Here is a 24,812-nt window from a genome sequence, read left to right on the forward strand (position 1 = left end):
TTGGATCGAGAAAATGGGTTTAGCCAAAGAGCGTAAAGCTCGCCGCCACGAAGCCCGCATAGCCCACCAGTAAAATGCCACCCTCGGTTCGAGACAGGCGAAGCCCCGTATAGAGAAACACCAGCAGCGCGACCGCCGAGCCAAGCATCACCCACTGATCGAATATCACCATGCGCTCGATGAGCACCAGCGGCTGCAAAAACGCCGAGACGCCCAGAATACCCAGCAGGTTGAAGATATTGCTGCCCAGGATGTTGCCCACCGCCACGTCGGCATGGCGGCGTAGCGCGGCGACCAGGGACACCGCAAGCTCCGGAAGTGACGTACCCACGGCGACGATGGTCAGCCCAATGACCGCCTCGGAAAGCCCCAGCGTCTGGGCGATACCGACGGCACCGTAGAGCAAAAACTGCGAGCCGCCGATCAACAGCGCCAATCCGCCGAGCAGGCCGAGAACGATCCAGAGGGTAGAGGTCGGCTTCTGGGCCGGTGGCTCCGGCAGTACGTTGGGCGGCTCCTGCGTGGGGGCTGTCTGGCGCTCGCTCAGGTACGCCCAGACGAGATAGCCAACGAGCCCTGCGAGGAAAAGCAGCGCATCGAGGCGGCCAAGCTCCCCGCTGGCGCCCAAAACAATAAACAAAAGGGTCGCGGCCAGCATCACCAGCCCGTCGCGCTTGAGCGCTTGGCGTTTCGTGGTCAGCGGATAAATCAGCGCGCAAAGACCCAGAATCAGCATGATATTGCCGATATTACTCCCCACCACGTTGCCGATGGCGATATCCGGCTGCTGATCGAGCGCGGCGTTGATCGACACGACCAGCTCCGGTGCCGAGGTGCCAAAGCCCACGATCACAAGCCCGGTAAACAGTGCCGATACCCCCAAACGCTCGGCGCCGGCAACCGCGCTTCGTACCAGCGCCTCGCCGCCGAGGGTCAAAAGCGCAATACCGCCCAATAGACTTAACACGAAGTAGAGCATGGTGATCTCTTCACGGTGATCAGCGTCGCGCGCCATTAGTCGCTCAAATTAGCGTGAAACAAGCCGTATCGCTACGGTTATTGACAAGCCCTTTGCTCGCTTTTTCAACGCTTCGATCCAGGTAAAGCCGCAAGGGAGTATTGGCGTAGCCCGTTTTTATTGATATGTTATATCATTAATTATATGAGCTGTTTCTGCTCTATTCATCAGCAGGTCACACAAGGAGAGTACATGTCACTTTTAGCACGCAAGACGCTTGGAGTATTGGCCGTAGGTTCGCTAATGGTTGGCGGCTTACAAAGCGCTTACGCTCAGCAGGACGACCACGACCACGCCCACGATCATGACCACGGGCACTCACACGATCATTCCCATGAACACGCTCATGAACACGAGCACTCCCACGAGCACGGTCACGACGATTCCCACGACCATTCTCATGATCACTCTCACGACCACGACAGCGATATTTACGCCGGCTATTTCGACGACGATCAGATCGAAGACCGCCCGCTAAGCGACTGGGAAGGCGACTGGCAGTCCGTCTATCCCTATCTGCAGGATGGCTCGCTCGAACCGGTCTTCGAGAAGAAAGCCGAAAACGGTGACAAGACCGCTGAGCAGTATGCCGAATACTACGAGGTGGGTTACGAAACCGACGTCGATCGCATCGTGATCGAGGGCAACAGCGTGACGTTTTACGAGAACGGCGAAGAGCGCAGCGCCGAGTACCAGTACGACGGCTACGAAATCCTCGATTACGCAGCCGGCAACCGCGGCGTTCGTTTCATCTTCGAAACCGAAGAGGGCGATACCGACATGCCGCACTACATCCAGTTCTCGGATCACGACATCTACCCGACCGACGCGCACCATTTCCACCTGTACTGGGGCGACGATCGTGAAGCGCTGCTGGAAGAGGTCACCAACTGGCCGACCTACTACCCAAGCGAACTAGACAGTGACGGTATCGTGGAAGAGATGCTGGCGCACTGATCAAACCGCATTCGGTTCGTTTCGTCACCGCGCCCCCGGCCCATGGACCGGGGGCGTTTTTTATGGAGATTGGGCAACCCTTCAACGTTACCGATGTCTGACTCGTGCGCCTGACCCGTATTCGCCAAAGAATGCTTCATTTATCAAATGTTTGTCTCAAACGTCGTGCCCGACACTCTTTTTTGCATGTAACGGAGTGCGTTTAATAATGCAGGATATGCCTGCTATTGGTAAAAAAGTGTATCATAGTGTAAACGAGGTGTGCCGTAATGACGGCCCGAAATCACGACCCCCTTGCTCGAGGCGAGCAAGCGAGCGTTGAGGGCGCTGCTTAACCTGATCGACGATCGACTGGACGAAAACACGATGTTGGAACCTCTGGTAATGTCAGCTCCTCCTGTCAGAGAGGTCAACCGTCAGGCCATTGCGGTAATGGGCGCCTGTGCAGACGGTTCGGATCTTACCATTTTGGACGTTAGCGACGAGTACACCCGGTTCTGGGGAGGCGAGCGCGACCAGTGGCTGGGGGCTTCGCCCAGGATCGTGGGCTGCGATATCGAGAACAGAAAACTCCTGCGCAAACTTTGCCGGGCGCTGGCCAAGGGTGAGTTGGGCGATGGCTATTCGCTTTCCGGGCTCGATAAAAGCAGCTGGCCGCTCTCCGCCAACCAACCGCCCATGCTCATCGAGTGGCGCGTGACGGCGATGACCATGCCCGGCTACGCCGAACGCGTGCTGGTGCTGGTGCAGCGCGACATCTCCAAGCGCGTCGAGAAAGAAGCCGAACTCGAGCGCCTGGCGACCACCGATATGTTGACCGGGCTCTACAATCGCGTGCGTTTCGACCGGCTGCTCAAGACCGAGCTTCGCCGACGCCACCGTTATGTGCGCCCGTTTTCGCTGATCATGCTGGATATCGATTTTTTCAAGGCGATTAACGACAGCCACGGCCACGATGTAGGCGACCAAGTGCTGGCGAAGCTTGGCCAGCTATTGACGCAGAACCTGCGCAAGGTCGATGTCTGCGCCCGCTGGGGCGGCGAGGAGTTCATGATTCTGGCGCCGGAAACCTCCCTCGAGCAGGCGGTCCAGCTGGCCGAGAAAATACGCTGCTGCGTGCGCCAGACCCGCTTCCCCGAGGCGGGTCAGGTGACCATCAGCCTCGGCGTGGTCGAGGCGCGGCTGAACGAATCGCAAAAGAGCGTGATGAAACGCGTCGATGACGCCCTCTACATCGCCAAGGAGCAAGGGCGCGATCGCGTCAGCTACTAGGCGACGGCTTCAAGTCGGGTCACGGTCCACGTTGAAGGGCGACCAGGCCTGGCGCACCGGCATGATCTCCAAACGGTTGATATTGATATGCGCTGGAAGCGTGGCCAGATAAAAGAGCTGCTCGGCAATGTCTTCGGCCTGAAGCGGGGTGGTGCCGCGGTAAAGCGCATCGGAGGCGGCCTGGTCGCCCTTGGTACGCACCAGCGTGAACTCGGTTTCCGCCATGCCGGGCGCCAGGTCCGTCACGCGTACGCCGGTGCCCTGCAAGTCGCAGCGCAGGTTGTAACCGAACTGCTGCACGAACGCCTTGGACGCCCCGTAAACGTGCCCACCTGGGTACGGCCACTGCCCGGCCACCGATCCCAGATTCAAAATGCTCGCACCTTCGCCGTGCTCGATCAGCTTTGGTAGCGCCGCGTGTGTGACGTTCACAAGCCCTGTGATATTGGTGTCGATCATGGTGTGCCAATCCTTGAGATCGACCTTCTGCGAAGGCTCCGGTGCCAGCGCCAACCCCGCATTGTTGATCAGGCAGGTCAGTGGTAAAAACTTTTCCGGTAGATCCTTGAACGCTTGGGCCACGGCCTCGCTGTCGCGTACGTCCAGTGTGAGCGTTAGTACGTCGACCTGATCCTTGAGCTCATCTTCGAGCGCTTTCAGGCGCTCCTCGCGACGCCCGGTCAGAATCAGCGACCAGCCAGCCTTGGCAAAACGGTAGGCGGCGGCGCGGCCAAAGCCGGAGGTGGCACCGGTGATCAATACGCTTGGCATTCTGGAGTCTCCCTGGTTTGAGAATGGGTCGAAAACCTGCAGCGACGTCGCACCAATGTAGCCGATATAAACGACAAACGTGAAGATATGCTGCGACGGCCCGGGCTATCCATGTCAGGTGACAATGTGCTTTTCATTGGCGCGGTGCGCGCTATGTTTTGCCCTTGTACGCGTTTTAATCGACAATGCCGTACTCCTCAAACCACGGGACAGGACGCATGCAGGCAAACGGATTTTTCGACGAGGTAGGCGAGACCATTGGCGAGGCGATTCGCGTGGTGGTGGAGTTCTTGTTGAGTATTTTTGGCAACTTCTTTGGCGCGTTCGGCGATTTCATCGATGGCCTGACGCGCTCGCTGGGCATCAACGACTCCTTTTTCAGCATCGCCGTGCTCATCATCGGCCTGCTGATTCTGTGGGGCGGAATCAAGTCGTTTCTGCGTGGGTCGATCGTCGGCGGGATCATTCAGACGTTCATCGCGCTGTTCATTCTTTCCTGGCTGATGATGTAGCGACGAGCGGTTGAATGAAATTCATCGGCGCATGACGCATTAACATTTGCTTATTTGGTGCGTTTTGCGATCATCTGCACTCATTTGGTGCTTGAGTGAGTGCGATGAAAACCTATCTTGGCAAAATGCGCGGCGAGCCCTTCAAGCGTGCGCGGGTCGGCTGGCAGGACGCGCTCTGGTCATGGATCGGGGCATTTTGCGGCATGGCGCTGATCTGTTGGCTCAGCGCAGAGTGGCTCAGTCAGCAGCTTCTGATCGTTGGCTCCTTCGGCGCCACCTCGGTACTCATTTACGCGGCGCCGGAAAGCCCCTTCGCCCAGCCCAGCCACGTGCTGTTCGGAAGCGTCCTGTCCGCTGCGGTGGGGGTGGCCTGCTATCAGCTGTTGGGCGCCACGCCGTTTTCCATGGCGCTGGCGGTGTCGCTCTCCATTCTGGTCATGCAGCTTACTCATACGGTTCACCCGCCGGGCGCGGCGGCGGCGCTGATCGCCGTCGGCGGCGGGTCGAGCGTTCACGCGCTTGGCTGGTGGTACCCGCTCGCGCCGATCGGTATGGGGTGCGTGGTGATGCTGGTAGTGGCGGTGCTGGTCAACAACCTGGCGCGCCACCGCCGCTACCCACGCTACTGGTAATGCTAAAGGCGCTCGAGTTCTGCCTGTAGCGCGAAAATGTGCGCGTCTTCCACGTCGAGCTCGCGAAGCGCTTGGGCCAGGTTGAGCAGATAGTCACGGTTGGGGCCGCTCGGGCCCACGGCTTTATGAATATGGCGCGCCATGGTTTCGAGCGGCGCGGGGCCCAGAAACGCCGGGTTCTCCTCGGTCGCCATGTAAACGAGGCCCTGCACCTGGCCACCGTCGGCGAAATGCAGCGGCGTGACCTCGCGCAGGTAGCCGTTTTTCTCCCGGTGATCCAGCGGCGCCAGGGTTTCCTCGCTGATGCGATACGCCATGCCGTGGCACACCGCGCCTTCCACGGGAATCAGTGTGGCGACCCGCCCCGGCGCCTGTGGCGTACCGCGATGGTCGTGAGAGCCCTGCCAGAAACGCCGCTCGAAGCCTTCGATATAGGCGCTTTTGCGCTCCAGAAAGGGGAAGTCCGCCTTCCAGATCAGAGAGCCGTAGCCGAACAGCCAGATATCGCCGTTGTCGTCGAACGGGCGGCGGCTCTGGTTGACGGCGGTGGTGTCTATCAGCATGGGGCTCCCGCGATGATCATGAGAGAATGTAGCGTAAAAGCACCATGGTAACATGACGTAAAACGCTTTTTGGGAGAGGCCCATGCGCGCGATTTTTCTGGTCGATAACGGTTCGCTCAAACCCGCCGCCGTCTTCAATCTTCGCCGCGTCGCAGCGGCTCTCGGCGACGCGCTGGGCGAGCCGGTCGAGCCGGCATCGCTGCTGCACTCGAACAAGATTCCTTTGGATGAACTCGGCGGCGAGCCCGCCCGAACGCTTGGCCCTGCCGCCGAGCGCCGCGCCGAGGCGGGCGCGCGCGAGATCATCATTATCCCGTTTTTCTTCGGCGAAAGCCGAGCGCTCACCGACTACCTGCCCAAACGCATGGCCGAGCTTCAGGAGCGCTTTCCGCGGGTGAGCGTGCGCGTGGCGATGCCGTTGGTCGACGAGCGCGGCGACAACGACCTGCGCCTGGCACGGCTTCTGGCCGACAACGTGATGGAAGTAGTGCCCGATGGGGCGCCGCCGCGCGTGGCGCTGGTCGATCACGGAAGCCCGATCTTCGAAGTCACCGCGGTGCGCAACCGCCTGGCGGGCCAGCTCGGGGCGCTGTTGGGCGAGCGCGCCGCCTGCGTGGCGCCAGCCTCGATGGAGCGCCGCGACGGCGAGGCGTACCGCTTCAACGAGCCGCTTCTGGAAAACCTGCTGGAGAGCCCTGATTTTCGCGATGCCACCGTGGTGGTGGCGCTGCTGTTTCTCTCCCCGGGCCGCCACGCCGGTGAAGATGGCGACATCGCCGAGATCTGCCGCCAGGCCCAGGCGCACCACCCGCGCCTTCGCGTCATTACCACCCGGCTGGTCGGCGAGCACGAGGGCATCGTCGATATTCTGCGCACGCGGTTTCAGCAAGTGGCTGATCACGGTCGGGTTCTGCTGGATATGTCGGGGCCTGAAACCAGTCGTTGAAGCACCCCATTTCAGTAATACATTGGCTCGGTTGAGGTGCATCGCGCTTACATGCGCGTCAACCACTCGTGGTCAGGGTCATTATGAAACTTCCAGGCGCGCTTGGGGCCCGCCATTACGTTCAAGTAGTAAAGTGAATAACCGTGAGAAGCGCCGACCGGGTGATAGCCCTTGGGCACTAAGACGCAACTGCCATTTTCCACCGCCATGCTTTCATCAAGAGAGCGGTCATCGGTATATACGCGCTGAAAGGCGAATCCCTGTGGGGGATCGATGCGGTGGTAGTAGGTTTCCTCGAGAAGTGACTCGTGAGGTAAGTTATCCACATCGTGTTTGTGAGGAGGATAGCTTGACCAATTGCCCGCAGGGGTAAATACCTCGACCACCAACAGGCTATCGGCGGGCTCGTTCTCTGGAAGAATATCGTGTACGTGACGAATGTTGCTGCCCTGCCCGCGTGTGCTTTGCTTGATGTCGCCCGGCGCGATGTGACGCGGTGAGTAATTGCTATGGCCGGGGGCCGCGCATACTGCGAACTCCAGGTCGGTAGTGGCTTCGATTGAGTAGCTCATTTCGTTAGGCAGATAGACGGCGTGAGGCGGAATCTGCTCGAAGATATCCATTCGTTCACCGATATCCTCGAAGCGCTGTTCGCCGCAGATGACATTGGCGCGCCCGGTTAGTATCACCAGGCAAACTTCCTGATCGGACGTGCTCGCCTCGATCCATGCTCCTTGAGTCAGTTGATGAACGCGAAAGCCGATATATTTCCAGCCGGCAGAGGCGGGGGTAACGTTGATGATCGTACCCTGCTCATCGGGGGCGTTGGGGCGTACCAATAGTGAAGCCATACGATATTGCTCCTTTTAATATTGCCTCTTTGATTGATCATGAGCCATTTTGAGATGCTTATGGGTCGAGCAATCAAGCATCGAGCAGGATCTTGCGTCCTTCACGCATTGAGCGTTCCGCCGCCTCGGCCAAGCGTAGAGCCTCCAGCCCATCCTGAGCACCGGCTAGAGGGCCGCGCCGTTCTTTCCACGCAGTAACGAAATCATCGATTTCCAACCGATAGGCCTGCGCGTAGCGCTCCAAAAAAAACCATTTCGGTTTTTCTTCGGTTTGACCTGACGTACCTGTAAAACGGAGCCGCGTATCGCTCTCGTTTTGGGCCTGCACCATACCGTCGCTTCCGAAAGCTTCGATACGCTGATCGTAACCGTAGCAGGCGCGTCGCGAGTTACTGATCTGACAGAGCTTTCCACTCGCGGTCGTTAGTGTGACCATCGCGGTATCGACATCGCCTGCCTCACCGATAGCCGGGTCGATCACGCAGCTACCCACGGCAAATATGCTTTCGATCGGTTCATCGAGCAGCCAACGTGCCATATCCAAGTCATGAATCATCATGTCGCGGAAGAGCCCGCCAGATGCACCAACATACTCTGCAGGCGGTGGGGATGGATCGCGACTGATAATGGTCAAGGTCTCAAGTGCGCCGATACGGCCCTCGGTAATAGCTTCTTTCAGGGCTGTAAACTGAGGATCGTGACGTCGATTGAAGCCCAAAGCGCACGTCACCGGATGTTCGCTAAGCACTTGCAGCGCATCCCGGGTACGCGCTAAATCCAGCGCGATGGGCTTCTCACAAAGAATCGCTTTACCCGAACGTGCTGCTCTTTCCAGGTAATCTGCGTGGGTCGGTGTGCTGGAGGCGATCAAAACGGCATCGATGGTATCGTCTGCAAAAATGTCGTCGGCTTCGACCGCGCGGCTGTTGTACTGCTTGGCTAGCGCCTGTGCAGCAGACGGATCGAAATCTGCCACTGCCGCGAGCGTTACCTCGGGGTGTGAATGGATGGCTTGGGCATGCACCTTGCCGATGCGGCCAGCGCCAATCAGTGCGATTCTCATAATCTCTCCTGTGTTGTTCTTGATTTTCAGGTATGGCTTGGGCGTCAGCTACTGTTTATTAAACGTCTTTATGGATCGTTGGCACCCCCGGCTTCACGCGCTTTGTCCTGGCGCACTCCCAGAGAAATCGCAAGGGCTTGGGTCAGGCAAAGCGATGCGGTTAGCCCGCGAAAGCTTTTCACTTCCGCCTCTTGAACGACAAACACCACGTTTGCTAATTGCGCGAGAGGACTAAGGCTTGAATCGGTAATAACCACGATAGGCAGACCGCGTTGTTTGGCATATTCGCACGCTTTTTGCGCTTCTTCTGCATAGGGCGAGAAGCTAATGGCGAGAAGTGCATCGTGCTTGCTCATGGCACGTAGTTGCTCGCTATACATTCCCCCCAGGCCGCTTACCAATAAGGCGGGCTTTTCTACATGAGCCAACGCGTAGGTCATATAACTTGCGACAACAAAGCTACGCCGGGCGCCTATAACATGAATGGCATAGGCTTTTTCAAATATATCCAGCGCTTCTTCCAAATCTACGGGATCGATACGGCCAGGCAGTTGTTCTAAAGCATCGCGATTGGCATCAGCAAACTCCCATAAAAGCTGGGTACTATCCGGCGTTTCTCCGGTGGCACTACGCGCTGCACGAATACGCTCGGTATAATTCGGCAGCTCGTTGACAAGTCGATTACGAAACAGCTGCTGCATCTCGGAAAAACCTTTAAACCCTAAACTGTTAGCCAAACGAATCAGCGTGGATGGCGTAACGTCAGCCTGTTCGGCAATTTTAGCCACCGTGGCCAGTGCCACTTCCTGAGGATTGTCGAGCATGAAGCGAGCGGTCTGCTGAAGGCGTTTGCTCAGCGAGCGGTACTCGGTGGCTAGCAGTGCCTCGAGTTCACGGTAATTCTGTGGCGGCTGCGGCATACGTATTCCTCAGCGTTAAATCGTTCGTTACTGACTAATCACCGACAAGTAACGAGTTCTTGTGCAGTCTAGCTGAATGAAATGAATATTCCATTTATACCAAAGTTTAGAATAAATAATTTGCAATCTCTTCTTTTCAAAATCTATAGTTCATGGCGCCAAGGCAGTTATTGCTACTTTCCCAACCAATAATGATAAGAGGAATTTCTCATGGCACGTCTATCTCAATGGCTTTTGGCCTCAGCGGCCACTACGGCTCTTTTGGCAGGCATCAACCAGGTTCAAGCTGAAGAGCAGGCTCAAACAGAAAATCGTTTTGTCATGGTGACCCATGGTGTTCCCTCAGACCCTTTCTGGTCAGTAGTGAAAAACGGTGCTGAGGCCGCTGCGCAAACAGTGGGGGCTAGTCTTGAGTACCGCGCACCTTCCACATTCGACATGGCTCAAATGCAGCAGCTGGTAGAAGCCGCCGTCGCATCAAATCCCGATGGATTAATTTTGTCGTTTACCGACGAGGATGCGCTGGGCAGTACCGTTCAAAGCGCTGTCGATAACGGCATCCCGGTCATTACGATCAACTCCGGTGGCGATGTGGCACGTAACTATGGCGCGCGCTTGCACGTCGGCCAAAGTGAATACGAGGCGGGCAAACAGGCCGCCGAGCGCATGCAAGAAATGGGCGTTGAAAAGGGAGTATGCGTTAACCACGAACAGGGTAATCAAGGGCTGGATCAGCGCTGCGATGGCTTTGTCGAGGGTTTCAATGGTAATGCCGAACAGCTAGCAACAACGTATGACCCCACCAGTATCCGCAATGCGATCGTCGCTTATCTCAACCAGAACGATGATGTTCGCGGCGTACTCACACTGGGTGCGCTTGCCGCCGAGCCGATGATTAGTGCCATGCGAGAACAGGGGGCGACGGATATGTTCACCCTGGGCACGTTTGATCTTTCGCCAGGCATTCTTGAAGCGCTTGATGCAGGTGAGCTGGATTTTGCAATCGATCAGCAACAGTACATGCAGGGGTATTTGCCCGTCATGTTCCTTGATCAGTTCGCCAGAAATGGCCTGCTGCCTGCAGGTGATGTTGCCACTGGCCCGGGCTTTGTGACCCAGGAAAATGCCGCACAGGTCATTGAACTGAGCAGCCAAGGCATCCGCTGAGTCTTACCTGTACATAAGGCTCGGCGGTGCCGAGCCTTGGGAGTTGATCGCCATGAATTCCAACGAAATTAAACAGCCCGTTGACCCTGCGTCCACCCCCCAGGACGAGCGTATCCAAAGAGTGTCGTTTTGGAAGAAAGCGCTAAATAGACCCGAGCTTGGTGCGTTGGCAGGGGCTGTCCTCGTTCTTTCTTTCTTCATTGTAGCCTCGAGTGGCACCGGCATGTTTACGCCAGCGGGGATTATCAATTTTCTCGAAGTAGCCGCCCAGCTTGGCATCATTGCCACCGCTGCGGCGCTTTTGATGATCGGCGGTGAATTTGATCTATCGATTGGCTCGATGATTGGATTGGCGGGCATTTTGATTGCCATTCCGGCAGTGGAGTATGGTTGGCCACTTTGGGCCGCTATCCTGCTGGCATTCACCTGTGCAGGGCTTGTGGGTTGGATCAACGGAAATCTGGTAAATCGTACGGGCCTGCCTTCTTTCATCGTAACGCTGGGTTTTTTGTTCATCCTGCGGGGCTTGGCGATTGGCGTCAGCCGCTTGCTCACCGGGCGTACTCAGGTGGGCGGAATTCATGATCATATTCCGGGTGACTGGTTCGCCGCGATCTTCTCTGGCGAGGTCGCAACCGGTTTGTTTAGTTGGATGGCCACCAATGGCTGGATTGCGACCAACTTTGCGGGCAACCCTGTCGTCTCGGGTATCCCCGTTTCCATTGTCTGGTGGCTGGGTTTAACCGCCTTGGCCACCTGGGTGCTGCTATGTACCCCTTACGGTAACTGGATCTTCGCCAGTGGCGGTGACGCTAACGCGGCGCGCAACTCGGGTGTGCCGGTCCACCGAGTCAAGATTTCACTTTTCATGTTTACAGCATTCTCCGCCACTATCTTCGCCTGTATCCAAGTCATGGATACAGGCTCGGCAGACACTATTCGCGGATTGCTAAAAGAGCTCGAAGCGATCATTGCCGTGGTGATCGGCGGGGCCTTGTTGACCGGTGGCTACGGCTCTGCGGTAGGTGCGGCACTGGGCGCCTTGATCTTTGGCATGGTGCAGATGGGCATCTTCTATACCGGGGTCAATACCGACTGGTTCCAGGTGTTTTTGGGCGTAATGCTGCTGGTCGCAGTGCTGTTCAATAACTACATGCGCAAGAAAGCAATGGAGGCCAAGTAACATGACAACACGTACTCCAATGATTGAAATGCGCAGTGTCAGCAAGCATTTCGGCAGCGTCATCGCCTTGAGCGACATCTCTATGCAGGTCTACTCCGGCGAGGTGATGTGCCTTCTGGGAGACAACGGGGCTGGTAAATCCACGCTGATTAAAACCCTTTCAGGCGTTCACCAGCCCACACACGGTGACATGTTGCTTGGGGGGGAATCCGTGAGATTCAAATCTCCCGCGTACGCGTTGGATGCAGGGATTGCCACCGTCTTTCAGGATTTGGCCATGGTCCCGCTGATGTCGATTACTCGCAACTTTTTCATGGGGAGAGAGCCCACAGTGGGCTGGGGCCCCTTGAAACGCATCGATTGGAAGTATGCCGATCGAATCGCCAAAGAGGAGATGGCGAAAATCGGTATCGATGTACGCGACCCAAGCCAACCTGTCGGCACGCTCTCCGGTGGAGAACGCCAGTGTGTTGCGATTGCGCGTGCGGTTTACTTTGGTGCCAAGGTACTGATTCTGGATGAGCCTACGTCAGCGCTTGGCGTTAAACAAGCCTCTGTGGTCTTGCGTTATATCGCTAAAGCCCGTGCCGATGGTCTGGCCGTCATTTTTATTACTCACAACGTTCATCACGCTTATCCGGTGGCCGATGCATTCACGCTTTTATCGCGTGGCGGCAGCCTGGGCTCTTTCCGTAAAGAAGAGATCACCCGCGAAGAAGTGCTCAATATGATGGCCGGCGGCGCCGAGTTGGAGAACTTGGATGCGGAGCTTGCCGAGTTTCAACGCGAGGATCGTGAAAAAAAGGCTCGTGTTAAAAGTACGGACGAGCCTGCCCCTGAGCATCTAGTAAACGATCATTGAGGAGTGTCGATGAACATACCCGCCTCTTCATCTCCATTTGCGCTTGCCGTCTGTGCCGAAATGGTGTTTTGCGATTTGCCCATGATCGAGCGCATCAAGCGCATTGATGCGATGGGTTTTCAGGTGGAAATATGGGACTGGACCAAACACGACATAGACGCGCTGATCGAAAGCGGCGCCACGTTCTCATCCATGACCGGCTATGTCTCCGGTACTCTGGCGGATTCATGTGGTGCTGATGAGCTGCTTGGCACGGCGCTGGAGTCAATCAAGGTCGCGAAACGTCTCGGTATTCCCCGGCTAAATATCCATGGTACAGGGCTTGATGGCAAAGGGCTTCCGGTCAAACCTTGCCAATTTCTGACCGGCGCTATGTGGCTCAAGGCGCGGGAAACGTTGAATCAACTGGCCGAGCTAGGTGAGCACCATGGCGTCACTTTCGTGCTGGAGAATCTTAATACCGAGGTTGACCATCCTGGCGTACCGTTTGCCCGGTTGGCCGATGTGTTAGCGCTTGTAGAAAGTGTGAATCGCCCTGGCCTTCGCATCATGCTGGATGTGTATCACGCCCAAATTGGTGAAGGCAATCTCATTGAGTTAATACGTCGCTGCGCTCCTTTCATTGGAGAAGTGCAGGTAGCCGATGTGCCTGGACGGTGTGAACCCGGCACCGGCGAGATCAACTATCCGGCCATTGCCCGAGCGCTTCACGACATAGGCTACCGGGGCACGGTGGGGCTAGAGGGCTGGGCATCGATGGATGATGAGCGTGCGCTCAACCGGTTTCGGGCAGCCTTTTTGCTTTAAGCGTCAGTGTATGCCTGACAGGTCAGTCGCTGTTTTCTCCGCCCAAGGCTTTTTTAAATACCCGATACCCAATATTCAGTACTACTGCGTGTGACGTAGGGAGACTTTTATGCCGAATAATAATAGACAACACCCACCGCTTGATCTGATTTGCCTGGGGCGCGTAGCCGTTGACCTTTACGCTGAGCAAATTGGTAGCCGCCTCGAGGATGTAGCAAGTTTTGCCAAATACTTGGGAGGCAGTTCCGGGAATGTCGCTTACGGCACGGCGCGGCTGGGGTTGAAGTCCGCCATGCTGTCTCGGGTAGGCAACGAACAGATGGGCCATTTTATACGCGAGGAGCTGACTCGCGTTGGGGTAGACACCACCGCGTTACAAACGGACAGCGAACGCCACACGGGGCTTGTGTTGCTGGCCTTGAAGGATCGCGAAAGCTTTCCGCTGCTGTTCTATCGGCGAGACTGCGCCGATATGGCGATCGATGCTGATGCCATTGACCCTGATTTCATTGCGCGAGCCAAGGCGCTTGCGATTACCGGCACCCATCTTTCAACCGACACTACCCGCAAGGCCTGCCGTAAAGCGTTGGATGCAGCGGCCAGCGTAGAGGTCAAGCGTGTACTGGATATCGACTATCGACCGGTACTCTGGGGACTGACCAATCCCGGCGACGGCGAAACCCGCTTTATCGCCGATGAAAAAGTGACACACGACCTACAGCAGTGGCTACCCGATTTCGACCTGATCGTCGGTACCGAAGAGGAGTTCCACATTGCAGGCGGCACTACGGATACGCTGGAAGCGCTTCGCAATGTGCGTCACATCAGTGCCGCCACGCTGGTGTGCAAACTGGGTCCGCTGGGCTGTGTGGTGTTTGAGGGCGACATACCCGCACGCATTGAAGACGGCATTCTGGTCGAGGGCGTGCAGGTAGAGGTGCTTAACGTATTGGGCGCGGGCGATGCCTTCATGAGCGGCTTACTTCGTGGCTGGCTTCGTGGTGAGCCTTGGCAGACTAGTGCTGCGTATGCCAATGCGTGCGGTGCGCTAGTGGTTTCGCGCCATGGCTGCGCGCCGGCCATGCCGACCGAGGCCGAACTGTTGGATTACCTGGCACGCCGCCATGATGTTCCTCGGCCTGATATGGATAAACAGCTGAATCATTTACACCGTGTCACAACGCGCGTACCCCAGCAATGGCCAGAAGTGCTGGGTTTGGCGTTTGACCACCGCCGCCAGCTCATCGACATGGCGCGCGATGAACATGCGGATATAAACCAATTAACCACACTCAAAAAGCTGCTCGTAACGGCCGCCGAAAAGGGCGCAACCCAAGAGGGTCTGACGACGCCAGCCATTCTGGTTGACGATGTGCTGGGCCAGGACGCTCTTAATCAGGCAAGTGGGCAGGGCTGGTGGATTGGACGCCCGGTTGAATTACCCGGGTCGCGCCCACTTCGCTTTCAACACGGCGACGATTTGGGGTCCTGCCTTCGCCACTGGCCGCGCGAGCAGATCATCAAGTGCCTTGTTTTCTATCACCCGGACGATGAGATAGCTCTGCGCCTGGAGCAGGAAGAGCGGCTGCGCCAGCTTTACCAATCCGCCTGTTCTCAGGGGCTGGAGCTATTGATCGAAGTTATTCCGCCCGCCGATATGGCGCGCGACGACACGACACTGCCGCGTAGCCTGCAGCGACTTTATAACCTGGGCATCAGGCCCGATTGGTGGAAACTACCCATGATGTCCGATGCCGCTTTGCAGGCCGTCGGCGACATCATCGAGCGTGAAGACGCTTACTGTCGCGGTATCGTTTTGCTGGGCCTGGATGCACCCATGGCAGACATGAAGCATGGCTTCGAAGAAGCGGCCAAGCACTCATGCTGTAAGGGCTTTACGGTGGGGCGCACGCTGTTTGCCAGTGCAAGCCGCGAATGGCTAGCAGGTCGTATCGATGATGAAAGCCTCGTTCAACAGGTAGCCAGCAACTACGCAGAGCTGATTAGCGCGTGGCGGCAATTAAAACATAGCCAGTCGCAAACGGCGTCACATGCGCAGGAGGTGTGAAATGAGCACTATCCAACTCACCATGGCCCAGGCGTTGGTCAAGTATCTAGCGGCTCAGCGTATCGAGATCGATGGCGCCGATATGCCGCTGTTTGAAGGAGTATTCGCGATTTTTGGCCACGGCAACGTGGCTGGTCTCGGAGAGGCGCTTTACCACGTCAAGGAAACGCTACCGACCTATCGCGCGCATAACGAGCAAACCATGGCGCATGCGGCGATTGCCTTTGCCAAGGCTAACGGTCGCATGCGCATGATGGCCGCTACCAGCTCCATCGGCCCCGGTGCTACAAACATGGTGACGGCCGCCGCGTTGGCCCATGCCAACCGCTTGCCTATCTTGTTGCTGCCGGGCGATACGTTTGCCACGCGCGCTCCTGATCCCGTACTACAGCAGGTCGAGCACTTTGGTGACCCGACGATCAGCGTCAACGACTGCTTCCGCCCCGTATCACGCTATTTTGATCGCATCAGCCGCCCTGAGCAGCTGCTCACCAGCCTGCCTCAAGCGATTGCCACACTGCTTGATCCCGAACACTGCGGGCCGGCAACCCTTGCTCTCCCTCAGGACGTGCAGACATTTGCTTATGATTACCCGAAGGCTTTTTTTAAGCCCAAGGTGCACCGTATTCGCCGCCCGCTACCCACGCCGGAGGAGTTGCACCAAGCCATTGCCGCCCTTAAACAGGCAAAACGCCCTTTGATCATTGCCGGCGGTGGGATGCACTACGCGGACGCCTGCCAAACGCTGGCCAATTTTGCACAAGCGCACGGTATACCCGTTGCTGAGTCCCAAGCGGGAAAAGGGACATTGGCTGATAGCCACCCCTGTGCCGTAGGTGCCATTGGCGTTACAGGCAGCGCCGCCGCCAACCGCTTGGCGGAGCAGGCGGACGTCATACTTGCGATCGGAACGCGCCTGCAGGATTTCACAACGGGCTCTCGAGCGCTGTTTGAAAGTAATGAAAAAACGCTGATAGCCCTGAACGTTGGTCGTTTCGATAGCCTCAAGCATCACGCCATACCCTTGACCTGCGATGCACGCGTTGGCCTACAACAGCTCAACGATGAGTTGACCGACTGGAGTGCCTCGCAGAGCTGGCAGGCCGAGACAAAAGCGCTGAAGCAGGAGTGGGACGACGTCGTTAAGCGCGTTACGGCCGATCAAGACCTTCTGCTACCTACCGATGCCCAGGTCATCGGTGCCGTCAATCGCCAAGCGGGAAGTGATGCCACCGTCGTGTGTGCCGCCGGTGGCTTGCCGGGTGAGCTGCACAAACTGTGGCAGTGCTCAGGCCCCAATAGCTATCACGTGGAGTACGGTTTCTCCTGCATGGGGTATGAGATTGCCGGTGGTCTGGGCGTCAAGATGGCCAAGCCCGAGCGCGAAGTGATCGTCATGGTCGGTGACGGCAGCTATCTGATGCATAACTCGGAGCTCGCTACCTCGGTCATGTTGGGCCATAAGCTGATCGTCGTTGTGCTGGATAATCGCGGCTACGGCTGTATCAATCGCCTTCAGCAGGCAACGGGCGGTGCAGGTTTCAACAACCTGCTTGAAGATTGTCACAGTATCGAGGCGGGTGCGCCCAAAACCGATTTTGCCGCACATGCTCAGTCACTTGGTTGCCAAGCGGAATCGGTCACCGGTATTGCTGAGCTTGAGCAGGCGCTTGTGCGCGCTCGTCAGGCGAGCGCTACCTATGTGATTGCTTTGGATACGGATCCGCTCCCCAGCACCGAAGAGGGGGGCGCCTGGTGGGAAGTGGCCGTACCCGAGGTATCTTCCCGGGAGCAGGTCACCAAGGCTTATCAAGGCTACCGCGATGCCAAGCGCCGTCAAGCACGCTGACCCACCTGTTTAACCACCCAATAACCATAAGGAGCATGCCATGCCAACCGTTACGCTGGGCATCAACCCGCTTACCTGGACCAACGATGATTTACCCAGCTTGGGTGCGTTTACGCCGCTGGAAACGTGTTTGCAGGAGGGCCGTGAAGCGGGCTTTACAGGATTTGAGTTAGGCAACAAGTTTCCGCGCACACCGGATGCCTTGAATAAGGTATTGAGCAATCATGGGCTGGCGCTGGTATCAGGTTGGTACTCCGCCCATCTACTGGAGAGAAGCCCGGAGGAAGAGATTGCGGCCATACAGGATCATTTGAACCTGCTCAAACAGTGTGGGGCCAGCGTAATGGTCTTTTGCGAGGTGTCTCGGTGTGTGCACGGCGACCAGCAGCGGCCTCTTTCCCGGCGGCCCCATCTCTCCGACGCGGATTGGCAACGCTTGATTAGCGGGCTGGAAGTGGTGGGCGATTACCTCAAGTCGCAAGGCATTCAGCTGGTATATCACCACCATCTAGGCACGGTGATAGAAAGCCAAGCGGACGTCGAGCGTCTGATGGATAGCACGAGTGAAAGCGTGGGTTTACTGCTCGATTTTGGGCATTTGCGCGGCGCGGGCGGTGACCCGCTTACCGTTGCTCAGCGCTATAGCACGCGAATTCACCATGTGCATTGCAAGGATCTGCGCTTCCCGGTACTTGAGAATGTACGCAACCGCGATAAAAGCTTTTTAAACGGCGTGCTGGACGGTCTCTTTACCGTGCCAGGAGACGGCGATGTGGATTTCTTACCGGCGCTAACGCATCTCTGTGAACAAGGGTATCAAGGCTGGCTCGTTGTCGAAGCCGAACAGGACCCCGAAGTCGCCCACCCTCTCACCTATGCCCGTTTAGGATATCGAAATCTACACGCCCTTGCCGAGCAGGCGGGCTTCGATATTTCGCCTGCCACGCGTTAATCACCGCCAAGGCCATCCGCTGAAAGGAACTGGAATGAACACATTACCCCATTATCTTAACGGCCAGCTTACGTCTGACAGCAGCGAGCGCTACGCGCCGGTGTACAACCCGGCGACCGGCGAGCAAAGCGCGCAGGTGATGCTGGCAACCGCTGAGGAAACCCGTGAGGCCGTGCGCATTGCGGATGAAGCATTTAGTGGCTGGGCTAAAACCTCGCCACTCAAACGCGCGCGTATTCTTTTCAAGTTCAAGGCCCTGGTTGAAGAGCATGCCGATGAACTGGCACGGCTGATTTCCAGCGAGCACGGGAAGGTATTTTCTGATGCCAAGGGCGAAGTGACGCGTGGTCTGGAAGTCGTTGAGTTTGCTTGCGGTATTCCGCACCTGCAAAAAGGTGAGCACTCCATGAATGTGGGCACCGGGGTAGATAGCTACTCCCTGATGCAGCCGCTGGGCGTCTGTGCGGGTATTTCACCGTTCAACTTTCCCGCCATGGTGCCCATGTGGATGTTTCCCATTGCGTTGGCCTGCGGCAATACATTTGTCATGAAGCCGTCGGAGAAAGACCCCTCCACGCCTCTGCGTTTGGCCGAGTTGTTGAGCGAAGCGGGTCTGCCAGCGGGCGTGTTTAACGTCGTCAATGGCGACAAGGAAGCCGTCGATGTCCTGCTCACGGATGAGCGTGTTCACGCGGTGAGTTTTGTCGGCTCAACGCCGATTGCCGAATACATCTATGCGACGGCATCGGCCCATGGCAAGCGTGTTCAGGCGCTGGGTGGGGCTAAAAACCACATGGTGATCATGCCCGATGCGGATCTTGATCAGGCCGTCAGCGCACTCATGGGCGCCGCCTACGGATCAGCGGGCGAGCGCTGTATGGCTATTTCCGTCGCGGTCCCGGTGGGTGAGAACACGGCTAGCCGGCTTAGAGAAAAGCTGGTTGCTGAACTGGCGAATTTGACCGTAGGGCCTGGTTTGGTCGATGGTCCCGACAACGATATGGGGCCGCTCATCACTCGCGAGCATCGCGACAAGGTCGCGGGTTATATCCAAACTGGCGTTGATGAAGGCGCGGAACTCGTCGTCGATGGCCGCCAGGTCGCGATCGAAGGAGCGGGAGACGGCTACTTTATTGGCGGAACACTTTTTGACCATGTGACGCCTGCCATGCGCATTCATTCAGAAGAGATATTTGGGCCCGTGTTATCCATTGCACGCGCCGCCAGTTTTGACGATGCGGTGGCGATGATTAACTCCCATGAGTACGGTAATGGAACGGCCATTTTTACCCGCGATGGCGATGCCGCACGACAATTCTGCGAACAGATCCAGGTCGGGATGGTAGGCGTCAATGTACCGATTCCCGTTCCCATGGCGTTTCATAGTTTCGGGGGCTGGAAGCGTTCGCTGTTTGGACCCTTGCATATGCACGGCCCCGACGGCGTGCGCTTCAATACGCGTATGAAAACGATCACTCAGCGCTGGCCCGACGGTATTCGAGAAGAGACTAATCACTTTTCGATGCCCACTATGTAAGGCTCAGTGAAGGTTAAAGCAAACGCCGGGCGCTGCCCGGCGTTTGCTTATGGCAAGCCTTGTTCCAAGGCTTCGTTGACAGGAATCATTACAATGAAAACGCTCTCGATTGGTTTGATTGGAACGGGCTTTATGGGTAAAGCTCATGCTATTGCGTTCAATGCAGCTTCCAGTGTTTTTGATCTACCGGCAAAACCTGTTTGTGAGCTGCTGGCGGATGTAAACCTTGAGGTGGCAAAAAGCCGGGCTAAGGTTTGGGGGTTTGCTCGTGCCACGGACGACTGGCGCGCGCTGGTGGCGGATAGTGCGGTAGACGTGGTGGATATTTGCGCACCCAACTTTCTGCATAAGGAAATGGCGCTAGCCGCCATTGCAGCGGGTAAACATGTGTATGCTGAAAAGCCGTTGGCGCTCAGCACTGCCGACGCACAAGAAATGGCCACGGCTGCCCAGCAGGCCGGGGTAAAAACGCTGGTCGGCTTCAACTATATTCGTAATTCCGCCACACAGCTGGCGCGTGACATTGTTGCCAGTGGTGAAATTGGCGATTTAATTCACTTTCGCGGACGGCACAATGAAGACTACCTGCTCGATCCCCAAAAACCTCACGATTGGCATACAAAGCGGGAAACGGCAGGTGCGGGGGCGTTGGGCGATGTGGGGTCACACATTCTCAATATGGCAGAATTTTTGACCGGGCAGCGCATTACCTCGGTGTGCGGTCAGCTGCAGACGGTGATTGCCATGCGTGCCACAGCGGAGGGTAGCGGCAGAGCAGCGGTAGAAAACGATGACCAGGCTCAGGCAATGCTTCGCTTTGACAGTGGTTTGATCGGCAATATCGAAACATCGCGAGTGGCGGCGGGTAGAAAGATGGGGCTGGCTTATACGTTAACGGGAACCAGAGGGGCGATTATCTTCGATCAGGAGCGCATGAGCGAGCTGCAGTTATATCGCCACGAAGCCGATAGCGGCCGGCGTGGATTTACAACGCTGCTAACCGGCCCCGAGCACCCTGATTACGCAGCCTTCAGCCCCGCCCCAGGTCATGGTCTAGGTTATAACGATCAAAAGATCATCGAAGTTCGCGATCTGGTAGAGGGAATTATTAACCATCGCCTGCTGTACCCTGACTTTCAAGAGGCTGTGCGTGTCAATCGATTGATTGATGCCATCGAGGCCTCGCATAGAGCGGGGCAGTGGGTTGAGGTTTAATGATGGGTGAATGCTTGCCCCAGAGCGCGTAGAATCGCGGGCCTTTAAGCGCTAACTCTACGCCAACCAGGGTCCTCATCTTGATCGCCACCGCCAATATCACCATGCAGTTCGGGGCCAAGCCCCTATTCGAGAACGTCTCGGTCAAATTCAACAACGGCAACCGCTACGGGCTGATCGGCGCCAACGGCTGCGGCAAGTCGACCTTCATGAAGATTCTGGGCGGTGAGCTGGAGCCCTCGTCCGGCCAGGTGATGCTCGATTCCACCACGCGGCTTGGCAAGCTGCGCCAGGACCAGTTCGCGTTTGAGAACGAGCGCGTGATCGATACCGTCGTCATGGGAAATACCGAGCTCTGGAAAGTCGCCGCCGAGCGTGAGCGCATCTACTCGATGGCCGAAATGAGCGAAGAGGACGGCATGGCCGTGGCGGATCTCGAGGTGCGCTTCGCCGAGCTCGACGGCTACACCGCCGAGGCTCGCGCCGGTGAGCTGCTGCTGGGGCTGGGCATTCCGCTGGAGCAACATTTTGGCCCGATGAGTGAGGTCGCGCCGGGCTGGAAGCTTCGTGTACTGCTTGCCCAAGCGTTGTTTTCCGACCCGGACGTGCTGCTGCTCGATGAGCCGACCAACCACCTGGATATCAACACCATTCGCTGGCTCGAGGACATTCTGAAAGCGCGCAGCAGCACCATGGTGATCATCTCCCACGACCGCCACTTTCTGAACAGCGTCTGCACCCACATGGCGGATCTGGACTACGGCGAGATCACGCTGTTCCCGGGCAACTATGACGACTACATGACCGCGGCCACCGCGGCGCGCGAGCGTCAGCACGCGGACAATGCCAAGAAAAAGGCGCAAATCGCCGAGCTTCAGCAGTTCGTTAGCCGCTTCTCCGCGAACGCCTCCAAGGCGAAGCAGGCGACCTCGCGGGCGCGCCAGATCGACAAGATCAAGCTCGAGGACATCAAGCCCTCGAGCCGGGTGAGCCCGTTCATCCGCTTCGATCAGAACAAGAAGATTCACCGTAACGCGCTGGCCGTCGAGGCGATCACCAAGGGCTTTGATGCCAACAAGCCGCTGTTCGAGCGCTTTTCGATGGGCGTCGAAGCCGGCGAGCGGATCGCGATCATCGGCCCCAACGGCATCGGCAAGACGACGCTGTTGAGAACGCTGGCCGGCGATTTTGCCCCGGATAGCGGCGAAGTGAAGTGGACCGATGCCGCCGAGCTTGGCGTGTTCGCCCAGGATCACGCGGCAGATTTCGCCGAAGATGCCACGCTGTTCGAGTGGATGGGTCAGTGGACGAAAGAAGGCGAGCAGGTGGTGCGCGGCGCGCTCGGGCGGATGCTGTTTTCAAGCGACGACATCAATAAGTCGGTGAAGGTGATCTCCGGCGGCGAACAGGGCCGGATGCTGTTTGGCAAGCTGACGCTGACCAACCCCAACGTGCTGCTGATGGACGAGCCCACCAACCACCTCGATATGGAATCGATCGAGGCGCTCAACCTGGCGCTCGAGAACTACCCTGGCACGCTCATATTCGTCAGCCACGACCGCGAGTTCGTCTCATCCTTGGCCACGCGGATCATCGACATGCAGCCGGACGGCATCGTCGATTTCAGCGGCAGCTACGACGACTACCTGCGAAGCCAGGGCCTGGTGGCGTAACGATCACGCGTTGGATGACTTGGTCACTCAGCCGAGAATGGTCTGGTAGGTGAGCTCGGAAACCGGGTTCTGCTCGCTATCGAGAATCTGGCCGCGGAAGGTGTCGTTCATCTCCTTGGCCAGCGCCACGTAGACGTGCATCTGCTGGTTTCGGCGCCGATGCAGCGGCGGCTTGACCAGCAGGCTTACGCCGCGCACGGTACCGTTGCTTTCACCGCTGAGAAGATCCGCCATTTCCCCCGGCGGGTAGGCGTTGGCAATGACGATCGGGTTGGAGCGCTTGTGTCCATCGATCAAAAACACCTTGCGAGCGTCATCGAAGCGCGCGTTCTTGCCCCGCAGCCACTCGGTCAGGCGCTCGTCGGTGGTGGCATCCGGGTGGGCGAAGATCACGAACAGCGCGTGCTGGCGGGTGCGCGTGGTGGCGGCGTGGGGAACGCTTGGCGTTGTATCCGACACCTCAGACGCCCGTGCGGGTCTCGGGGGCGGCGCCACGCGGCGCGCCTTGAAGGGGCGCTGCATCGAGTCTCTTCGATACCAGAATACCCCAGCGGCCAGTACGCCCAGCAGCAGCGAAAAACCCGCCAATAAAAAGGGAAGGGAACTACTCTCCATTTTATCACCCCGAGCCTGATCCGAATGTGAGACGCCGCCACCTGTCCATGTCGATACGTCTTGCTCCATAGTACCGATAAAGTAGGTGAAAATGATCGTTTTGACAGGCGCCAGCCTATAAAAAAAGCACCACGAGTGTGGTGCTTTGAATCCATCCAGCGCGTATTTAAAAGGTCAATAACCTGTTTTAAAACAGCGCTTACTGCTGATGGTCGTAACCGTTGTCCAGAAACGGGTAGTCGGTGTAGCCCTTTTCGTCACCGCCGTAGAAAGTGTCCTTGTTCGGCTCGTTGAGAGAGGCGTTCTGGCGAAAGCGCTCGACCAAGTCCGGGTTGGCGATATAGGGGCGACCAAACGCGATGAAGTCGCTATTACCGCTTTTAACCATCGCCTCGCCTTTTTCGGCGTCGTAGTGGCCGCAGTAGATGATGCTGCCGTTGAAGCGCTCGCGCATCCGCTCGCGGAAACCGTCCGGGAAGGTGTTGTCGCCACCGGCCCAGTTCGGCTCGTTGAGGTGGATGTAGGCGATTTCGCGCTTGGCCAGCTCATCGGCGAGATACAGCGCCATCTCTTCGGGCTCATCATCGGTTAAGCCGAAGATCTCGATGAACGGCGTCAGGCGAATGCCCACGCGGTCGGCGCCGTAAACTTCGATCACCGCGTCGACCACGTCCAGCGGGAAGCGCGCGCGGTTCTCGATTGAGCCGCCGTAGCGATCAGAACGCTGATTGGAGCCGGTGGCCAAAAACTGGTTGAGCAGATAGGCGTTGGCCGCGTGAACTTCCACCATATCGAACCCGGCGTTTTTAGCGCGCTGAGCCGCCTGGCGGTAATCCTCGACGATGCCCGGGATCTCATCGGTTTCCAGCGCCCGCGGGGTGCTGGCTGGGTGCTGACCGGCGCTGCCGTCTTCGAACTCGACAAACGCCTGGGCGCCTTCACCCTTGAGGGCGCTCGGGGCGACCGGCTTCTGGCCGTCCGGCTGAACCATTTCGTGAGAAACACGCCCAACGTGCCAGAGCTGCAGCGCAATGCGCCCACCCTTGGCGTGCACGGCGTCGACCACGCCTTTCCAACCGGCCTGCTGCTCATCGGTCCAGATGCCCGGGGTATAAACGTAGCCGCGGGCGGTCGGCGAGATATTGGTCGCCTCACTAATGATCAGCCCGGCGCCGGCGCGCTGGCCGTAGTAGGCTTGCTGCAGCTCACCGGGCACGCTGTTTGGCGTGCGCGCGCGGGTCAGCGGCGCCATGATCACCCGGTTGGGAAGCGTCAGGCTGCCAAGCTGGGTCGGGGCGAGTAGCGTTTCGAACGCCATGGGCAAACTCCTTCTTGCGGATAAATAAGCGAGACCATCAACAATAGACCAGTTTACTATT

General features: G+C 57.6%; 23 protein-coding genes. 15 read left to right on the forward strand and 8 right to left on the reverse strand.

Going from position 1 to position 24,812, the window contains the following annotated elements:
- Positions 1-19: 19 nt before the first annotated feature.
- A complete protein-coding gene (locus OCT39_RS01465) occupies positions 20-1,015 on the reverse strand; it encodes a calcium/sodium antiporter (RefSeq protein ID WP_409335773.1) in 996 nt (331 codons plus the stop codon).
- Between the two features lie 195 nt (positions 1,016-1,210).
- Here OCT39_RS01465 and OCT39_RS01470 point away from each other — a divergent pair, with 195 nt between their 5' ends.
- Positions 1,211-1,975 carry a ZinT family metal-binding protein gene (locus OCT39_RS01470; protein WP_263585934.1) on the forward strand — a complete coding sequence of 255 codons (765 nt, stop codon included), beginning with the start codon at positions 1,211-1,213 and terminating at the stop codon, positions 1,973-1,975.
- 384 nt (positions 1,976-2,359) lie between these two features.
- A complete protein-coding gene (locus OCT39_RS01475; RefSeq protein WP_263585935.1) occupies positions 2,360-3,247 on the forward strand; it encodes a GGDEF domain-containing protein in 888 nt (295 codons plus the stop codon).
- Between the two features lie 9 nt (positions 3,248-3,256).
- Here OCT39_RS01475 and OCT39_RS01480 read toward each other — a convergent pair whose 3' ends face one another.
- The gene (locus OCT39_RS01480; RefSeq protein WP_263585936.1) at positions 3,257-4,018 is read right to left on the reverse strand and encodes an SDR family NAD(P)-dependent oxidoreductase; all 762 of its coding nucleotides are present in this window, start codon (positions 4,016-4,018) and stop codon (positions 3,257-3,259) included.
- 218 nt (positions 4,019-4,236) lie between these two features.
- Between OCT39_RS01480 and OCT39_RS01485 the strand changes: the two genes are divergently transcribed.
- Both OCT39_RS01485 and OCT39_RS01490 read left to right on the forward strand, forming a co-directional pair.
- On the forward strand, positions 4,237-4,530 hold the full coding sequence (locus OCT39_RS01485) for a hypothetical protein (RefSeq protein ID WP_263585937.1): 294 nt from the start codon (positions 4,237-4,239) through the stop codon (positions 4,528-4,530).
- A gap of 104 nt (positions 4,531-4,634) precedes the next feature.
- On the forward strand, positions 4,635-5,162 hold the full coding sequence (locus OCT39_RS01490) for an HPP family protein (RefSeq protein WP_263585938.1): 528 nt from the start codon (positions 4,635-4,637) through the stop codon (positions 5,160-5,162).
- Positions 5,163-5,164: 2 nt separating this feature from the next.
- Here the strand turns inward: OCT39_RS01490 and OCT39_RS01495 are convergent, their stop codons facing one another.
- On the reverse strand, positions 5,165-5,725 hold the full coding sequence (locus tag OCT39_RS01495; RefSeq protein ID WP_263585939.1) for a gamma-glutamylcyclotransferase: 561 nt from the start codon (positions 5,723-5,725) through the stop codon (positions 5,165-5,167).
- A gap of 82 nt (positions 5,726-5,807) precedes the next feature.
- Between OCT39_RS01495 and OCT39_RS01500 the strand changes: the two genes are divergently transcribed.
- A complete protein-coding gene (locus OCT39_RS01500; protein WP_263585940.1) occupies positions 5,808-6,671 on the forward strand; it encodes a sirohydrochlorin chelatase in 864 nt (287 codons plus the stop codon).
- A gap of 47 nt (positions 6,672-6,718) precedes the next feature.
- On the opposite strand, the gene iolB is transcribed toward OCT39_RS01500, so the two are convergent.
- From iolB to OCT39_RS01515, 3 genes are all read right to left on the reverse strand, one after another.
- Positions 6,719-7,522 (reverse strand): 5-deoxy-glucuronate isomerase, encoded by an 804-nt coding sequence (iolB, locus tag OCT39_RS01505; RefSeq protein ID WP_263585941.1) that lies wholly within the window; start codon positions 7,520-7,522, stop codon positions 6,719-6,721.
- A gap of 73 nt (positions 7,523-7,595) precedes the next feature.
- On the reverse strand, positions 7,596-8,585 hold the full coding sequence (iolG, locus tag OCT39_RS01510) for an inositol 2-dehydrogenase (protein WP_263585942.1): 990 nt from the start codon (positions 8,583-8,585) through the stop codon (positions 7,596-7,598).
- 68 nt (positions 8,586-8,653) lie between these two features.
- Positions 8,654-9,505: a MurR/RpiR family transcriptional regulator gene (locus OCT39_RS01515; protein ID WP_263585943.1), complete on the reverse strand. Its 852-nt coding sequence runs from the start codon at positions 9,503-9,505 to the stop codon at positions 8,654-8,656.
- Between the two features lie 210 nt (positions 9,506-9,715).
- Between OCT39_RS01515 and OCT39_RS01520 the strand changes: the two genes are divergently transcribed.
- The 10 genes from OCT39_RS01520 (at position 9,716) to OCT39_RS01565 (ending at position 22,818) form a co-directional block, all read left to right on the forward strand.
- Positions 9,716-10,672, forward strand: a complete 957-nt coding sequence (locus tag OCT39_RS01520) for a sugar ABC transporter substrate-binding protein (RefSeq protein ID WP_263585944.1) — start codon at positions 9,716-9,718, stop codon at positions 10,670-10,672.
- A 52-nt stretch (positions 10,673-10,724) separates the two neighbouring features.
- Positions 10,725-11,855 carry an ABC transporter permease gene (locus OCT39_RS01525; protein WP_263585945.1) on the forward strand — a complete coding sequence of 377 codons (1,131 nt, stop codon included), beginning with the start codon at positions 10,725-10,727 and terminating at the stop codon, positions 11,853-11,855.
- Between the two features lies 1 nt (position 11,856).
- Complete coding sequence (locus OCT39_RS01530) at positions 11,857-12,717, forward strand: ATP-binding cassette domain-containing protein (protein WP_263585946.1); 861 nt, start codon at positions 11,857-11,859, stop codon at positions 12,715-12,717.
- 9 nt (positions 12,718-12,726) lie between these two features.
- Positions 12,727-13,524 (forward strand): TIM barrel protein, encoded by a 798-nt coding sequence (locus OCT39_RS01535; protein ID WP_263585947.1) that lies wholly within the window; start codon positions 12,727-12,729, stop codon positions 13,522-13,524.
- A 109-nt stretch (positions 13,525-13,633) separates the two neighbouring features.
- Positions 13,634-15,592: a bifunctional 5-dehydro-2-deoxygluconokinase/5-dehydro-2-deoxyphosphogluconate aldolase gene (locus OCT39_RS01540; protein WP_263585948.1), complete on the forward strand. Its 1,959-nt coding sequence runs from the start codon at positions 13,634-13,636 to the stop codon at positions 15,590-15,592.
- A 1-nt stretch (position 15,593) separates the two neighbouring features.
- Complete coding sequence (iolD, locus tag OCT39_RS01545) at positions 15,594-17,441, forward strand: 3D-(3,5/4)-trihydroxycyclohexane-1,2-dione acylhydrolase (decyclizing) (protein ID WP_263585949.1); 1,848 nt, start codon at positions 15,594-15,596, stop codon at positions 17,439-17,441.
- Positions 17,442-17,481: 40 nt separating this feature from the next.
- Positions 17,482-18,393 (forward strand): myo-inosose-2 dehydratase, encoded by a 912-nt coding sequence (gene iolE, locus OCT39_RS01550; protein WP_263585950.1) that lies wholly within the window; start codon positions 17,482-17,484, stop codon positions 18,391-18,393.
- Positions 18,394-18,427: 34 nt separating this feature from the next.
- Positions 18,428-19,930 (forward strand): CoA-acylating methylmalonate-semialdehyde dehydrogenase, encoded by a 1,503-nt coding sequence (locus OCT39_RS01555; RefSeq protein ID WP_263585951.1) that lies wholly within the window; start codon positions 18,428-18,430, stop codon positions 19,928-19,930.
- A 93-nt stretch (positions 19,931-20,023) separates the two neighbouring features.
- Complete coding sequence (locus tag OCT39_RS01560; RefSeq protein WP_263585952.1) at positions 20,024-21,145, forward strand: Gfo/Idh/MocA family protein; 1,122 nt, start codon at positions 20,024-20,026, stop codon at positions 21,143-21,145.
- Between the two features lie 80 nt (positions 21,146-21,225).
- Positions 21,226-22,818 (forward strand): ABC-F family ATPase, encoded by a 1,593-nt coding sequence (locus OCT39_RS01565; protein ID WP_263585953.1) that lies wholly within the window; start codon positions 21,226-21,228, stop codon positions 22,816-22,818.
- Between the two features lie 27 nt (positions 22,819-22,845).
- On the opposite strand, the gene OCT39_RS01570 is transcribed toward OCT39_RS01565, so the two are convergent.
- Positions 22,846-23,433: a cell division protein ZipA C-terminal FtsZ-binding domain-containing protein gene (locus OCT39_RS01570; protein WP_263585954.1), complete on the reverse strand. Its 588-nt coding sequence runs from the start codon at positions 23,431-23,433 to the stop codon at positions 22,846-22,848.
- Positions 23,434-23,632: 199 nt separating this feature from the next.
- Positions 23,633-24,751: an alkene reductase gene (locus OCT39_RS01575; protein ID WP_263585955.1), complete on the reverse strand. Its 1,119-nt coding sequence runs from the start codon at positions 24,749-24,751 to the stop codon at positions 23,633-23,635.
- Between the last annotated feature and the right edge of the window lie 61 nt (positions 24,752-24,812).

This window comes from Halomonas sp. GD1P12 (assembly GCF_025725645.1).
In the GTDB taxonomy this organism is placed as follows: Bacteria; Pseudomonadota; Gammaproteobacteria; order Pseudomonadales; family Halomonadaceae; genus Vreelandella.